This is a genomic window from Streptomyces sioyaensis (assembly GCF_004122735.1).
Classification (GTDB): Bacteria; Actinomycetota; Actinomycetes; order Streptomycetales; family Streptomycetaceae; genus Streptomyces; species Streptomyces sioyaensis.
In genome coordinates this window covers 36,221-51,077 of the sequence record NZ_SDIF01000012.1, presented here as the reverse complement: position 1 = coordinate 51,077, position 14,857 = coordinate 36,221, and the positions used below count along the sequence as shown (strand labels likewise).

Below are 14,857 nucleotides of genomic sequence, written 5' to 3'. Positions count from 1 at the left end.
ACGGCTGCCGCCGTTGGTGTCAGACAGGGCCGGCGCCGTGCGTGGTGTGTGGAGTGAGCGGGCGGGGGAGTGCAGGGTCGGCGTGGGCATCGGTCCGGGGCTGCCCGGGCCCGTCGGCCGGCGGGCCGTGGCGCCGGGCCGCCCGGCCGCACGGCCGCGCGCGGCCCCGCCGGGGCGGCCGGCGGCGCGGGACCGGAGCGGCCAACCGGTGAAGCGCGAGGCGAAGGGCGTGAGTCGTGGGTGTCGGTTTCACACAAGAGTCGACGTCGGTGCCGGCCGCGGCGACGGCGGTGCCGGAACGCGTCGTGCTGGCCGCCCGTCCGCAGGCCTCGCTGCGTCTGTACGCCCTGCCGCCCGCCGGCGCCGGCCCGGACTGCTATCTGCGGTGGGTGCCCCTGCTGCCGCCCTGGATCGAGCTGTGTTCCGTGGCGCTGCCCGGCCGCGGCACCCGCGCCGGGGAACCGTCGCTGACCGATCCCGCGTATCTGAGCGCCCGGCTCGCCGCGGTGCTCGACGACTGGACCGACCCCCGGCCCTTCGCGGTCTTCGGCCACAGCGCGGGCGCGCTGCTGGCCTACGAGGCGACCCGCCACCTGCGGCGCACCCATGGCCGCCCGCCCGCGCTGCTGGCGGTGTCCTCCCTGTCGGCGCCGCATCTCGACGCCTACAGCGCGGACCTGCCGCCGCGCCTGACAGCCGGTCTTGCCGGACTTCGCGAACTCGTCGGCCCGATTCCCGAGCAACTGCTCGCCGATGCCCGCCTGATGGCCGCGGCCTGCACCCCGCTACTGGCCGACCTGCTGCTGCTCCTGCACTACCGGCACCATCCGGAACCGCCGCTCCGGGTGCCCCTGGCCCTCTACGGCGGCGAGCTGGACCCGGTCACCGGTCTGCGCCAGCTCCGGGCCTGGAACGACCTGGTCACCACCCCGGCCTCCGCGCAGCTCTTCCCCGGCGGGCACGGCTATCTGCAGACGTCGGCGAAGGCGCTGGTCGACCACCTCACCGGCGTCCTCGGCACCGTCATCGAACCCCCCGTGGCGACGGCATGACGGCCACTCGGCCGGACGGCATGACGGCCACTCGGACGGCCGGGCCCGCCCGGCGTGCGGGCGCGGCCGCCGTGGTGTGCCTCGGCCTGTTCATGCTCGGCCTGGATCTGACCGTCCTCAATGTCGCCGTCCCCGACCTCCAGGGCGACCTCGACACCTCCACCGCGCAGGTGCAGTGGATCGTGGACGGCTATGCCCTGGTCCTGGGCGGAACGGTGCTGGCCGTGGGCGCCTTCACCGACGCCTGGGGCCGGCGGCGCTCCTTCGTCTGCGGCGTGACCGTCTGCGCGGGCGCCTCGCTGGGCGGTGCGCTGGCCGGACACCCGTGGCAGGTGATCGCCGCGCGCTGCGTCATGGGGGCCGGGGCCGCGCTGCTGATGCCGGCCACCCTGGCGGTCCTGCACCACCTGTTTCCCGAACCCCGGCTGCGCAGCCGGGCGATCGCCGCATGGGCCGCGGTCGGCGGGATGGGGGGACTGTGCGGTCCGGTCATCGGGGGCTGGCTGGTGGAGCACTTCTCCTGGCGCGCCGCCTTCTGGATCAATCTGCCCCTGGCCGGCGTCATCGTCGTCCTCGCCCTGGCGCTGGTACCCGAGTCCCGTACGGTGCGGCGCGCGGGCTTCGACGTGCCCGGTGCCGCGCTGTCCGCCGCGGGGCTGCTGGCGCTGGTGTGGGCCATCACCGAAAGCCCGCACCGCGGCTGGACCAGCCCGGCGGCCCTGACCGGATTCGCCGCCGCCGCGCTGCTGCTGGCCGCGTTCGTCGCCCGGCAACTGCGCACGCCCGCCCCGATGCTGCCGCTGTACCTGCTGCGGGTGCCGGGCATCGGAGTGGCGGCGGCTGCCCTGGCGTTGATGTCCTTCGCCATGTTCGGGGCGCTGTTCGTGCTGACCCTCTATCTCCAGGGGGTGCTGGGCTTCAGCCCCTGGCAGGCCGGCCTGCGGACGCTGCCGCTGCCGGGCGGACTGGCCCTCGGCGCGGTGTGCGCCGTGCCCCTGCGGACCCGGCTGGGCGGCCGGGTCCCCGTCGTCGCCGGCCTGACCCTCGTCACGGCCGGCTTCGCCGTCCTGGCGACCACCACCCCCGACTCCGGCTACCCGCACTGCGCGGTCTTCCAGCTGGTCGCCGGCGTCGGCGCGGGACTGGTCGCGGCAGCGGCCACCGAATCGGTGATGGGCTCGGTCGCCACCGAACGGGCCGGACTCGGATCGGCCATCAACGACGCCACCCGCCAGGTCGGCTCCGCCCTCGGCGTGGCGGTCCAGGGCTCCCTGCTCGCGGCCGTCTTCACCTCCCGGCTCAGTACGTCCCTGACCGGTCTGCACGCCCCCGCGCCGGTGACCGCGGCGGCCGAACACAGCATGCTGTCCGTCCCCGAACAGGCGCGGCACCTGCCCCCAGCGCTGCGCGCCGGCGTGCTGTCCGCCGCCCGGAGCGCCTTCACCGACGCGATGACGCTCACCGCCGTCGTCGCCGGAGCCGTCACCCTGCTCACCGCCGCGGCGGCCGCCCGCTGGCTCGGCCGGCCGCCCCGCCCCCATGACGCCCGCCGCGCCACACCGCCGGCTCCGCGCGCCATGGTCGCGGACCAGGGACGAACCCCCGGCGCCGCGGAGCGATAAGCCACTCGTTCGGAGGTGCCTTCATGCCCGGTGCCGAAGGACACGGTCGGCGACAGTGGAAGGCGCGCGACCGACCTCCGCGCACCGCCCCGGTGCCGCCCGCCTGTCTGGAGCCGCGATGCCGCACCCCCGTCCGCACCCGCACGGCCCGGCGCGCCCGCGCCCCCGCGTACCGGCGCGCGAGGGCGGTCCCCACCGGCGTCCCTCGCCCGGACGACACCGCGCCCGGGGCCCGCGGCCGGCGCCACCCCCTCCACCGAAGGAGCCCTCCGTGCCCACCAGTACCGAACTGATCACCACCACCCTCACCGAAACCTTCGACCTCGACCCGGCCGACGTCACCCCCGAGCGCACCTTCGAGGAACTGGGCCTGGATTCCCTCGCCCTGGTCGAGATGGGCCTGATGCTCCAGGAACGGACCGGCATCTCCCTGGACGACGTGCCCTTGCACACGACCATCGACGGGCTGGCGGCGCTCATGGACCGGGCCGAGGCCGAACAGGCCCTGACGGCCGCACCGAACAGCAGCAGCTGATGTCCGGACCCTGCCGCGAGGTCGCCGTCACCGGCCTGGGCGTCGTCAGCCCGGCCGGCATCGGCGCCCGGGCCACCTGGGAGGGGCTGCTCACCGGCCGGTCCACCGCCACCCGGGACCCGGGGCTGGCGGGCCTGCCGGTGGACATCTCCTGCCAGGTGCCGGACTTCGACACCGCGCGCCTGGTCGGCCGGAAAGCCGCCTGGCGACTCGACCGCTTCGTCGCCATGGCCCTCCTCGCCGCCCGGCACGCCGTCGCCGACGCGGGTCTCGCCCCCGCCGACTGGGACGCCGCCCGCGTCGGCGTGGTCATGGGGACGGGAACGGCCAGCATGGAGCGCTATGTCGGGGAGTTCGCGAAGCTCGCGGCCGGCCGCCCGCTGGACATCTCGCCGCTCGCCGTCACCCGCAGCGTGCCCAACATGGCAGCCGCCGAAATCGCCCTCGACCTGACGGCCACCGGCCCCAACTTCGCGGTCTCGACCGCCTGTGCCTCCGGCAGCAGCGCCCTCGGCGTCGCCCGCGATCTGCTGCGGGCCGGGACCTGCGACATCGTCCTGGCCGGCGGCGCGGAGTCCGCCCGCCACCCCATCCCCGCCGCCTGCTTCCACCGCATGGGCGCGCTCTCCCCACGGGTGGCCGACCCCGCGGGCGCCTGCCGCCCGTTCGACGCCGGCCGCGACGGCTTCGTCCTCTCCGAAGGCGCCGCCGTCCTGGTCCTGGAACGCCCCGCCCACGCCCGGGCCCGCGGTGCCCGCCCGCGCGCACAGCTGGCCGGCTACGGCGCGACCTGCGACGCCTACCACTACGCCGCCCCCGACCCGGAAGGCCGGGGCGCCGCGGCGGCCCTCACCGCGGCCCTGGCGGACGCCGGTCTGACGCCGGGAGACATCGACCACGTCAACGCGCACGGCACCGGAACCCGCCTGAACGACCTGGCCGAGGCCCGGGCCCTGCGCGCCGTCTTCCCCGCGCCCCCGGCCGTCACCTCGCTCAAGGGGGCTCTCGGCCACGCCATCGGAGCGGCCGGCGCCATCGAAGCGGTGGTCACCGTCATGAGCCTGCAGGAGTCCACCATCCCGCCCACCGCCAACCACGAGGACCCCGACCTCGACATCGATCTGGACATCGTGGCCAAGGCCCCGCGCAGCACGCCGCTGTCCGCCGCCGCCAGTACGTCCTTCGGCTTCGGCGGCCAGAACGCCGCACTCGTCTTCCGGTCCGTCTGACCCGCCGTTCCTGCCCGACGCACCGAAGGGAGCGAGGCATGCGAGCCGTCCCGAGCCGCACCGACCACGTGGTGGTGGTCGGTGCCGGGCTGTCCGGTCTGTCCGCCGCACTGCATCTGCTCGGCGCCGGCCGCCGGGTGACGGTCGTCGAGCGCGCGGAGCGGCCCGGCGGCCGGGCCGGCCGGATCGAGCGCAACGGCTACCACCTCGACACCGGACCGACCGTGCTGACCATGCCGGACCTCATCGACGAGGCGTTCGCCGCGGTCGGCGAACGCCTCACCGACCGGCTGGAACTACGGGCTCTGCACCCGGCCTACCGCGCCCGGTTCGCCGACGGCAGCGAACTGGCGGTGCACACCGACCCGGAGGCCATGGAGGCCGAGGTCGAACGGTTCGCCGGCGCCGGGGCGGCGCACGGCTACCGTCGGCTGCGCCGCTGGCTCCAGCAGCTGTACGCGGTCCAGCGGCACCGCTTCATCGACGCCAACTTCGACTCGCCACTCCCACTGCTGCACCCGGACCTGGTGCGGCTCGCCGCCCTCGGCGGGTTCGGCCGCCTCGACGCCCGGATCGGCCGCTTTCTGCCCGACCCACGGCTGCGCCGGGTCTTCTCCTTCCAGGCGCTGTACGCCGGTGTGCCGCCCGCGCGCGCCCTGGCCGCCTACGCCGTCATCGCGTACATGGACACCGTCGCCGGGGTGTACTTCCCCCGCGGCGGGATGCACGCCCTGCCGCAGGCCATGGCCGATGCCGCCGCCGGCGCTGGCGCCGCATTCCACTACGGACGGCAGGTGACGGGCCTGGACCGCACCGGCGACCGGATCACGGCCGTGCTCACCGCGCACGAGCGGATCCCCTGTGACGCGGTGGTGCTCACCCCCGATCTGCCGGTCGTCCACCGCCTCCTCGGCCGACGGCCGCACCGCCCGCTGCGCCTTCGCCACGCGCCGTCCGCGGTGATCCTGCACGCCGGCACCGACCGGACCTGGCCGCAGCTGGCGCACCACACGCTCTCCTTCGGCGCGGCCTGGGAGCGCACCTTCGACGAACTCACCCGCACCGGCCGGCTGATGAGCGACCCCTCCCTGCTGATCTCCCGCCCCACCGCCTCCGACCCGCAACTCGCCCCGCCGGGACGTCACCTGCACTACGTCCTGGCGCCCTGCCCCAACACCGAGACCGGCCCCGGCGTCCGCACCTGGCACGACCTCGCCCCCCGCTACCGCGACAGCCTGCTCGCGGTGCTGGAGCGCCGGGGACTCACCGGCTTCGGCGCTGCCATCGAGGAGCAGCACCTGGTCACCCCGGCCGACTGGACCGAGCAGGGGCTCGCCGCCGGAACCCCGTTCTCCCTCGCCCACACCCTCGCGCAGACGGGCCCCTTCCGCCCCCGCAACCTCGTGCGCGGCACCGAGAACGCCGTGCTCGCGGGCTGTGGCACCACCCCGGGCGTCGGCATCCCCACCGTCGTGCTCTCCGGCAAGCTCGCCGCGGCCCGCATCACCGGACCGCGGCCGCCCCGCTCCGCCGCCGCCCCGTCCCGCCCCGCGCTGAGAGGCACCCCGGCATGACCGACCGTGAACTGGACGCCGCAGGCATCACCGACCCCTTCCTGCGCGCCGCCTACGCCCACTGCCGCCGGCTCAACTCCCGGCACGGCAAGACCTACTTCCTCGCCACCCGGCTGCTGCCGGCGGCGCGGCGGCCTGCCGTGCACGCCCTGTACGGCTTCGCCCGCTGGGCCGACGACCTCGTCGACGAGCCCGGCGCCGGCCGCACCACCGCCGGCCGCGCCGCCGCGCTCGACGCCCTGCAGCAGTGCCTGGAGGACGGCCTGCGCGGCGCCCCGACCACCGAACCCGTGGTGCGCGCGGTGGCACACACCGCCGCCCGGTACGGCATCGACCACCGCCACTTCCTCGACTTCCTGGCGTCGATGCGCAGCGATCTGACGGTGACGGACTACCCGACCTACGCCGACCTGCGGCGCTATATGCACGGTTCGGCCGCGGTGCTGGGGCTTGAGATGCTGCCGGTGCTCGGCACGGTCGTCCCGCGGGAGGAGGCCGCGCCGCACGCCGCGGCCCTCGGCATCGCCTTCCAGCTCACCAACTTCCTGCGGGACGTCGGCGAGGACCTCGACCGGGGCCGGATCTATCTGCCCGCGGATCTGCTCGCGGCACACGGAGTGGACCGCGGACTGCTCCGCTGGAGCCGGGACACCGGCGCGCGGGACCCGCGGATCACCGCGGCCCTGATGGCGGCCGCCGACCTCACCCAAGGCGTCTACCGCGAGGCGGCCCCCGGCCTCGCCTTGCTCGATCCGTCCTCCCGCCCGTGCATCCGCACCGCGTTCGTCCTCTACGGCGCCATCCTCGACGCCGTACGCGACGACGGATACGCCGTGCTGCACCGCCGCGCGGTGGTCACCCGCCGGCGCCGGGCGGCCACCGCCGCGGGCGGCCTGGCCCGCGTGGCCGCCACCCGGCTCACCACCCGCCTCACCGCTCGGTCCACTGCCCGGGGGCCCGCCGCGCCGCCCGGCAGGCCATCGCGGCAGGTGTCGGTGCCGGCACCGGTGCCGGAGGAAGCCCCATGAGCCGGACGCGCCGCCCCCACCCACGCCTCCCGCTCCGGCTGCGACGCGGATCGCAGCCGTGGGCACAGCAGCGCCCGACCTGGCCCGACGCCAAACCCGCGGTCATCGCCGACGCCGTCAAAGCCGCGCTGGCCCGTCCCTCCGGCAACTGGTTCGTGCTCGGCGCGGCCCGCGACATCGCCGCCGGCCGCGCCTTCGGCCGTACCGTCGCCGGTGTCGAGGTCGTCGCCTGGCGCGACGCCGCCGGCCGCCTGGTCGCCGGTCCCGGCGCCTGCCCGCACCTGGGCGCACCCCTCGCCCTCGGCCCCGTGCACTGCGGCATCCTCCGCTGCCGGTGGCACGGACTCGCCCTGGACGGCGCCCCGTTCGCCGGCTGGGAGCCGTTCCCCGCCCACGACGACGGACTGCTGGCCTGGGTCCGGCTGGACGAGGCGGGCGGCGAACTCCCGCTGCCGGAGCCCGTCCTTCCTGCCCGGCCGCGCCCGGCGGGGGCCGTCGCCGCCGTCCACACCGCCACCGGCGCGTGCGAACCCGAGGACGTCGTGGCCAACCGCCTCGACCCCTGGCACGGCGCGTGGTTCCACCCCTACTCCTTCGCCGACCTCACCGTGGCCGGCCCCCCGGCCGACGGGGAGCGGGCCGAAGGCATCGCCGTCGAGGTCTCCTTCAAGGTCGCCGGCCGGGCCGTCGTCCCGGTCACCGCGCTGTTCACCGCCCCCGAGCCGCGCACCGTGGTGATGCACATCGTGGCCGGCGAAGGGCGGGGCTCGGTGGTGGAGACGCACGCCACGCCGCTGGGCCCGGACGACCGGGGACGCCCGCGCACCGCCGTCATCGAGGCGATCCTCGCCACGTCCCGGCGCCCGGGGTTCGCCCTGGCGCGCGCGGCCGCGCCGGCCCTGCGTCCGCTGCTGCGCGCCGCCGCGGCCCGGCTGTGGCGGGACGATCTGGCCTACGCAGAGCGCCGCTGGGAACTGCGCAGCAGCGGACGCCACCCGGGCTGAGGCCGCTCGGCGCCGGGCCGTCGGGCGCCGAGCGCGCCCCCGGTCACCGCCCGGCCTGCCGGGCCGCCCACCGCAGCACCGCCGAACGCCCCCTCCCCGGCACGGTCCACAAGGTCTGGCCGCGCAGGCCCCAGCGCGCCAGCAGCGCGTTGGCGGCGAGGAACCCGGTCGTCGCGGCCCGCTCCATCAGCGCCACCGGGAACGAGGTGCGCACCACGTCACCCGCGACCACCACCCGCGGGTCGGGCGTGTGCACGGTGGGCCGGTCGCCGTAGCCGCCCACCGGGAACAGCGGACAGTCCGCGCGCCACTCGTGGCGTTCGTCGACGATCCGGGTACCGCGGGTCTCCGGGTAGACGGCGTGCAACTGGCGTACCAGGGTGCGCTGTTCGCGTGGCCGGTCGGCATCGGGAGCCATGGCGTAGGCGTGCAGTTCGACCACCGAGCCGCCGGTACGGGCGGACCAGCGGGCCGCCTCCCCCTCCCAGCGCTCCAGCACGCTGACGTTGTCCAGCGAGCCGAAACCGCTGGTACCCAGGAAACCGGGCCGGTCGGCGCGGACCCGTCGCTCCAGCCACAGCCGGGAGACCAGAAAGGGCGGTGCGGTCCGCAGCCGCCCGATCCGCGCCCGCCAGGCGGCATCCCCCAACCGGGGCGAGGCGGCGACGAGCCGGCGCAGCCCGCCGGGGTCCAGGGCCAGGACCACCGAGTCGAAGCGGCTCTCCGCGCGCTCCCCGGCGACGCACAGCCCGCCGTCCGCCGCCGGTTCGACCCGCACCACCTCCGTGTCCGTACACAGCACCGCCCCGTGCCCGGCCACGTACCGGCCGAGGGGGTCCCACAGCGCCTGCGGGAAGGGCTCGCCGGGCACATCGAACAGCAGCCCCTCACTGGAACCGAGAAAGTAGATGTGGAACATCAACGCCAGTTCCGCGGCCGACAGTTCACCCGGATCCGCGAAGAAGCTCCGCGAGAACACCTCGAACGCGAGGTGCCGCGCGGCCTCCGGGAAGCGGATCCGGGCGAGGAAGTCCCGGGCGCTGACGCGGTCCAGCCGCGCGTAGACCTGCGGCACCCGTACGTCGAGCAGCGGCAGTGCCGCAGCGGGGTTCATCCGCACCAGGTCCCGCCAGCCGAAGGTCGGGCTGAGCGCCACGAAGCCCAGCGCGCTGAACGGCGGTGTCCGCGGCACCCGCGCGAAGCTGTCGCGCAGGCCCGAACGGTGGTGCAGCGGATAGTCCGGCAGCCGCCGGAGCATGTCCAGCCCCGGGTCGACCCGGCGCAGCAGCCCCCGCAGGTTGTAGTACTGCGGAAAGAACGCATGGAATCCGCGGCTCATGGTCGCCGGCGAGCCGTCGGCGAGCCGCACCGGCCAGCCCGCCAGCCGGCCGCCCAGGCTCCGCTCCCGTTCGTACAGGGTCACCCGTACACCCCGCTCGGCCAGCGCCGTTGTGGCGGCGAGGCCCGCGAGGCCGGCGCCGATCACCGCCACGCTCGGCCCGCCGGGCGCGGCCCGGTCCCGCCCCGGCGGCCCCGGCACCCGGTGGGCCCGGCGGTCACGTCCGCGCTGGGCGGCCCCGTCGTGCCGCTGTCGAGGTGTCACGAGCCCTCCTCAAGGGGGTCGTCGGTACGGGGGCGGGTGGCGCGGCGGACCTCCGCGGATGGGGGAGGGTCACCAGAGGGCGGCACGGCGGGGCAGCAGCGGAAGTTCGGCGACGGTGCGGAGCATGGGCAGCACGGGGGAGTGCAGCCCGATGCTGAGGTCTTCCCACAGCCGGGAGCGACCGTCGAGGAACCGCAGCAGCCGCGCCGTCGGCACCGTACGGAACAGCCCGGTGAAGAACTCGGCCCCGTCCACCCGGCCGCTGTCCAGGGCACGCAGCAGCACCGCATCCAGCGCCCGGTGCCACGGGGAGTGCGCGGGCGGGGGGACCGGGGCCCGGCCCGCCCGCAGGGCCGCCGCGATCAGCGCGCTCTGCCGCTGCACGGCGGCGAAGGTGTATCCGGTCGACGCACGGGTCGCGCCGCCCGCCGTCCCGATGCGGAACACCGCGCGTCCGGCCCGCCGCGGGAAGCGCCCGTCGGTCATCGGGATGGCGCCCTGCTCGGTCGCCGTGACGTGGAACGGGCCCAGCCGCAGCACCCGTTCGGTGTAGTGGCGCAGGGCCCGCTCGTAGGCCGCCGTGTCCGCGACGCGGCGGGAGAACTCCGTGTACTCCACCAGCGCGGCACGGTCGCTCAGCGGCAGCACATAGCCGAAGGACAGCCCGTGGTCGGGCTGCGGGGTACGGAAATCCATCAGATCCGCCGTCGCGGGGTCGAACGCCGGCCGCCCGGTGCGCACGAACCACCCGCGGAAATGCTGCCGCAGCGTGGTGCGCGCCGGCGGGAGGCGGCCGGCCGGCCGGGAGTCGAAGGCCCAGCGCGCCCGCAGGAGCACCGGCCGCCCCGACGCGTCGCGCCCCCGCACCTCGGCTCCACCGGGCACGTCCCGTACGGATTCCACGGTCGCCTCGACCCGGACGACGGTGTCCCGACCGGAGAGCCGGGCGCCGACGAGGGCCTCGAAGTCACGCGAGCGCAGCATCTTGTACCGGAAGGGCGCGGGGTGTGCCACGATCGCCGCACCGCCGGGCCCGTGGACGCGCAGCCGTTCCCACGAAGCGGTCAGCGCGCCGTCGAACGCACCGCCGGGGGATTCCCAGTAGCACCAGGTCCGCTCCGGAGGCGTGCGGGGGCCGGGCGGTGCGTCGACGAGAACCACCCGCGGCCCGGGGCCCGTCGACGGGGCGCACAGCCGGTGGGCGAGCGAGAGCCCGGCCGCTCCCGCGCCGACGATGACGGCATCCGCGTCCCGCACACCCGGTCCTCTCTCCGCCTCGGTGCCCCGACGGTGATCCTTGCGCAAGTCCCGGCCGGGGAGAGGCCTGCCACGCGCGGGAATTCCGGCGGATCCGGCCGGGCGTCGCGCCGCGGCCCGGCCGCTGGGCGTGCACAGACCGGCGGGCCGCGCGGGCGCCGGAGGCCGGTGCCCGGGGCGAAGGACGGGGGCGGGCGCGGAGTCCGCCGGGCCATCGGCAAGAATCCTCTCCCACCAATCCAGGTGTCACCCGGCGCCGAATCACCTGTGACCACGTCACAGTCCGGAGGTGTCCATGCCCGTCGCAGCCCGCCGCGGCGACCGCTCCTCAGCGCCGTACGCCGGTGCGCTGGAGTCCCTGCTCGATCGCGTCTCCCGGGGCGATCAGCAGGCGTTCGAGAGTCTCTACACGGCGGTGGCCGGGACCGTGCTGGGCCTGGTGCGCCGGGTGGTGCGGGACCCGGCCCAGTCCGAGGAGGTCGCGCAGGAGGTGCTCATCGAGGTGTGGCGGAGCGCGGCCCGCTTCGACCCGCGGCAGGGCAGCGCCATGGCCTGGATCATGACGATGACGCACCGCCGCGCGGTGGACCGGGTGCGCTCGGTCCAGGCGGCGGCCGACCGCGACCACCGGGCCGGGGTGCACGGCTACACCACCGCGTTCGACGAGGTCAGTGAGCAGGTCGAACGACGGCTGGAGCGCGAGCAGGTGCGGCGCTGCCTGGGACAACTGACCGAGCTCCAGAGGGAGTCGGTGACGCTCGCCTACTACCGCGGGTACACCTACCGGGAGACCGCCGACCTGCTCGGCACGGCACTGGGAACGGTCAAGACACGGCTGCGGGACGGGCTGATCCGGCTCCGCGACTGCCTGGGGGTATCGGCATGAGCACCGTCGAACTGCACACCCTGACCGGCGCCTACGCCCTGGGCGCGCTGACCGGCCGGGAGGCCGCGGCGTTCGCCCGCCATCTCGACCGGTGCGCGTCCTGCACCCAGGAAGTACGGGAGCTCCAGGAGACCGCGGCCCGGCTCGCCCTGGCGGTCGCCGAGGTCCCGCCGGCCGACCTGCGTACCCGGGTGATGGCCGCCCTGCCCGAGGTCAGGCAGCTGCCGCCGGCGGAGCAGGGGACGACCGTGGTCCCGATGCGCCGACGGTTCGGACACCGGCTGCCCTACCTGGCGGCCGCCGCCTGTCTGGTGGCCGCCGCGGTTGCCGGCGGGTACGCCGTCCAGGCCCGGCACGACGCCCACGAGCAGCGGGACCGTAACGTCCGCGCCGAGCAACAGGCCGCCGCGGTGAGCGCGTTGATGACCGCACCGGACGCCACCTTCCACACCACGGCGCTCAAGGGCGGCGGCAGCGGGACCGTGGTGGCCTCCAAACGGCTGGGGCGGACCGCGTTCCTCTACCACGGTCTGCCGGCGCTGTCCGGTCAGCGGGTGTACGAACTCTGGTACAGCCGCAACGGCCAGATGGTGCCCGCCGGACTCGTCGAGACCGGCCGCTCCAGCGGCACCTTGCTGCTGACCGGCGGCCCGCGGGGCGCGGACGGCGTCGGCGTCACGGCAGAACCGCCGGGCGGCTCCAGCCGGCCCACCAGCCCGCCGCTGGCCCTGCTGGGAGTGTGACCACCGGCACACCACCGGCACACCACCGGCCCCCTCGCCCGGCTGACGGCCGGCCCCGCCGCACCTGCCGCGGCGGGGCCGGGCAGGCCCTCGTACCGCCCACCGCCCCCCCGCCAAGATCGTGCCCGTCGAGACCAATCCGCACCGCCACCGGCTCCGAATCCCCTGGTGAGCGGGTTGCCGCAGCACGGAAGCGGCCCCCGCCGCGACAGGAGGAGGCAGCGGCTGTGGAGTGTCGACCGATACAGGACCCGCACCGGCCGCTGGTGGTACACCGCAGCCCGGACACCCCGCAGGCAGCGGTGCTGCTGCTGCACGGCGGCCGGCCCGACGACCGCACCCCGCCGACCCGGCTCGACCTCCCCGCACTGCGGATGTGGCCCTTCGACTGCGCGATCTCGCGCACGCCTGGCGGGCGGGAGGTGCTGCTGGCCTCCGTGCGCTCCCGCCACCGCGGAGGGAACGGGCCGCAGGCGGACGCCGCCCAGGACGCCCGCGCGGCGCTCGACGAACTGGCCGCGCACGCACCGGACGTACCGGTGGTGCTGGTCGGCCACTCCATGGGCGGCCGGGCCGCCCTGCTCACCGGCGGGCACCGTACGGTGCGCGGCGTGGTCGCGCTCGCGCCGTGGTGCCCGCCCGGCGAACCCGTCTCCCATCTGCGGGACCGGACCGTGGTGCTGCTGCACGACGTACGCGACCGGATCACCGACGCGGAGGCCTCCTGGCACTTCGCCGACCGCGCCCGGCGGTCCGGCGCCCGGGTCCATACGGTCGCCATGCCGCGCGGCGGACACACCATGCTCCGGGGCGCCTGCCACTGGCACCGGCTGACCGTGGACCTCGTCGCCGCGATCCTGGACGGCACCTCCGTGCGGGAGGTGCTCGGCGGGGGACCTCCGGGGTAGCCCACCGTCCCTGACGTCCCATCAGCCCCGTCCGCCCGGACGGGGCTTTCGCGTGTACCCGGGTCCCCGTGCCTACTCGGCGACACATAAGGAAGACAGGGAGTACGCGTTAGCCGCTTTTCAGTCAAGGGGAACGCTGGAAACGAGCAAAAGAGGCAACTAAACGGCCAGATTGTCGCGTCTTCCGTGCAGAGTCATAAGGCGGGGCTTTCCACCTCTGCCCCGCACCTAAGGCTCGGAAACCGTTTTTTGAAGGAGATGGCATGCGACCGTTTGCGTTGAGTTACGCCCGCCCGGCGGTGAAGTCGGCCACCAGCACCCCGTACAGCTATGACGCCACGCGGCAACTCAACGTCCTGCCGGACGGACGCCCGGCCACCTGCAGCCGTGCCGTGCTGCTGGCCACCGGCACCACCGCCTCCACCGCCGGTTCCAAGACCCACTTCGACGACTGAGCACCGATGACCGTCCTGGTCCTTACCTGCGAGGAAGACCTCACCGCGGATATCGTGGTCGCGACGCTGCACGAGCTCGGGGTTCCGCTCGTCCGCCTCGACCCGGCCGATCTGCCCGGGCGGGTCTCGCTGTCGGCTGAGTACTCCGACAACGACTTCCACGGATATCTGAAGTCGGGCGAACGCATGGTGAGCCTGAACAGCCTGCGCTCGGTATGGGTACGCAGGCCCGGCGTCCCCGGAGCGCGTTCCGCGGAACAGTCCGCCTGGATCACGGCCGAGGCCGAGCAGGCGCTGTACGGCATGCTCAGTTGCACCAATGCACGCTGGATGAACCACCCCACCGCGGCCGCACAGGCCCGCTACAAGCCCTGGCAGCTCCACATCGCCCACCAAAGCGGCTTCCTCGTACCCCCCACACTGCTCACCTCATTCCCGTCCGCCGCCCGCCAGTTCGCCGCCACCCATCGGGATCTCGTGGTGAAGTCGGTCAGCGGAAAGCACCCCGGCGATCCGCCGATGGTGCTGCCCACCACCCGCATCAGCCCGGACACCGACTTCTCGGGCGTGGCGGCCGGCCCCACCCTGCTGCAGCGGCATGTCCCCAAGGAGGCCGATATCCGGCTGACGTGTATCGACGATCAGCTCTTCGCCGCCCGCAAGAAGGCCGACCCCGAGGAAGTGGACAGCCGCTTCACCCACCACGGCACCTGGGAGCCCGCCGAGGTGCCGGACGCCATCCACCGAGCGGTGCTCGCGTACATGAACGCCGCCCAACTCGCCTATGGAGCATTCGACTTCGCCGAGGACCCCGAGGGGGCCTGGTGGTTCCTGGAGTGCAACCAGGGCGGCCAGTTCGGCTTCGTCCAGCTGGAGACCGACCAGCCCATCGCCCAGGCCATCGCCGGCTGGCTGGCGGTGAAGGCCGCGCTCTGAGACCGGGGCGGCACGTGCGCCGAAC

Annotated in this window: 14 protein-coding genes; 12 read left to right on the top strand and 2 right to left on the bottom strand. The window is 75.1% G+C overall.

The genetic code is table 11. The annotated features are described in order from the left end of the window. Nucleotides 1-236: 236 nt before the first annotated feature. The 7 genes from EST54_RS06745 to EST54_RS06715 all read left to right on the top strand — a co-directional run bounded on the left by EST54_RS06745 (nt 237) and on the right by EST54_RS06715 (nt 8,044). Complete coding sequence (locus EST54_RS06745) at nt 237-1,052, top strand: thioesterase II family protein (RefSeq protein WP_129246013.1); 816 nt, start codon at nt 237-239, stop codon at nt 1,050-1,052. After that, nucleotides 1,049-2,674, top strand: coding sequence for an MFS transporter (locus tag EST54_RS06740; protein ID WP_239012488.1), 1,626 nt, complete (start codon nt 1,049-1,051; stop codon nt 2,672-2,674). The genes EST54_RS06745 and EST54_RS06740 overlap by 4 nt, the downstream gene beginning before the upstream one ends. Nucleotides 2,675-2,945: 271 nt before the next feature. Beyond that, nucleotides 2,946-3,209, top strand: coding sequence for an acyl carrier protein (locus tag EST54_RS06735; protein ID WP_129246011.1), 264 nt, complete (start codon nt 2,946-2,948; stop codon nt 3,207-3,209). Beyond that, a complete protein-coding gene (locus EST54_RS06730) occupies nt 3,209-4,438 on the top strand; it encodes a beta-ketoacyl-[acyl-carrier-protein] synthase family protein (protein ID WP_129246009.1) in 1,230 nt (409 codons plus the stop codon). Before EST54_RS06735 ends, EST54_RS06730 begins: the two co-directional genes overlap by 1 nt. Nucleotides 4,439-4,476: 38 nt before the next feature. Further along, nucleotides 4,477-6,012 carry a phytoene desaturase family protein gene (crtI, locus tag EST54_RS06725; RefSeq protein WP_129246007.1) on the top strand — a complete coding sequence of 512 codons (1,536 nt, stop codon included), beginning with the start codon at nt 4,477-4,479 and terminating at the stop codon, nt 6,010-6,012. Further along, entirely contained in the window at nt 6,009-7,040 is a 1,032-nt protein-coding gene (locus EST54_RS06720; RefSeq protein WP_129246005.1) for a phytoene/squalene synthase family protein, read from the top strand. The genes crtI and EST54_RS06720 overlap by 4 nt, the downstream gene beginning before the upstream one ends. Beyond that, nucleotides 7,037-8,044: a DUF5914 domain-containing protein gene (locus tag EST54_RS06715; protein WP_129246003.1), complete on the top strand. Its 1,008-nt coding sequence runs from the start codon at nt 7,037-7,039 to the stop codon at nt 8,042-8,044. The genes EST54_RS06720 and EST54_RS06715 overlap by 4 nt, the downstream gene beginning before the upstream one ends. A gap of 43 nt (nt 8,045-8,087) precedes the next feature. On the opposite strand, the gene EST54_RS06710 is transcribed toward EST54_RS06715, so the two are convergent. Both EST54_RS06710 and EST54_RS06705 read right to left on the bottom strand, forming a co-directional pair. Next, nucleotides 8,088-9,647 carry an NAD(P)/FAD-dependent oxidoreductase gene (locus EST54_RS06710; RefSeq protein ID WP_129246001.1) on the bottom strand — a complete coding sequence of 520 codons (1,560 nt, stop codon included), beginning with the start codon at nt 9,645-9,647 and terminating at the stop codon, nt 8,088-8,090. A gap of 69 nt (nt 9,648-9,716) precedes the next feature. Continuing rightward, on the bottom strand, nt 9,717-10,904 hold the full coding sequence (locus EST54_RS06705) for a lycopene cyclase family protein (protein WP_129245999.1): 1,188 nt from the start codon (nt 10,902-10,904) through the stop codon (nt 9,717-9,719). A 295-nt stretch (nt 10,905-11,199) separates the two neighbouring features. On the opposite strand from EST54_RS06705, the gene sigK reads away from it, so the two are divergent. The 5 genes from sigK (at nt 11,200) to tgmB (ending at nt 14,832) form a co-directional block, all read left to right on the top strand. Beyond that, nucleotides 11,200-11,790, top strand: coding sequence for an ECF RNA polymerase sigma factor SigK (sigK, locus tag EST54_RS06700; RefSeq protein WP_129245997.1), 591 nt, complete (start codon nt 11,200-11,202; stop codon nt 11,788-11,790). Continuing rightward, a complete protein-coding gene (locus EST54_RS06695; protein WP_129245995.1) occupies nt 11,787-12,533 on the top strand; it encodes an anti-sigma factor in 747 nt (248 codons plus the stop codon). Before sigK ends, EST54_RS06695 begins: the two co-directional genes overlap by 4 nt. Before the next feature lie 227 nt (nt 12,534-12,760). Further along, nucleotides 12,761-13,441: an alpha/beta fold hydrolase gene (locus EST54_RS06690; protein WP_244942456.1), complete on the top strand. Its 681-nt coding sequence runs from the start codon at nt 12,761-12,763 to the stop codon at nt 13,439-13,441. A gap of 263 nt (nt 13,442-13,704) precedes the next feature. Continuing rightward, nucleotides 13,705-13,896: a putative ATP-grasp-modified RiPP gene (gene tgmA / locus EST54_RS06685; RefSeq protein ID WP_040901932.1), complete on the top strand. Its 192-nt coding sequence runs from the start codon at nt 13,705-13,707 to the stop codon at nt 13,894-13,896. A 6-nt stretch (nt 13,897-13,902) separates the two neighbouring features. Beyond that, on the top strand, nt 13,903-14,832 hold the full coding sequence (tgmB, locus tag EST54_RS06680; RefSeq protein WP_129245993.1) for an ATP-grasp ribosomal peptide maturase: 930 nt from the start codon (nt 13,903-13,905) through the stop codon (nt 14,830-14,832). The last annotated feature ends 25 nt before the right edge of the window (nt 14,833-14,857 follow it).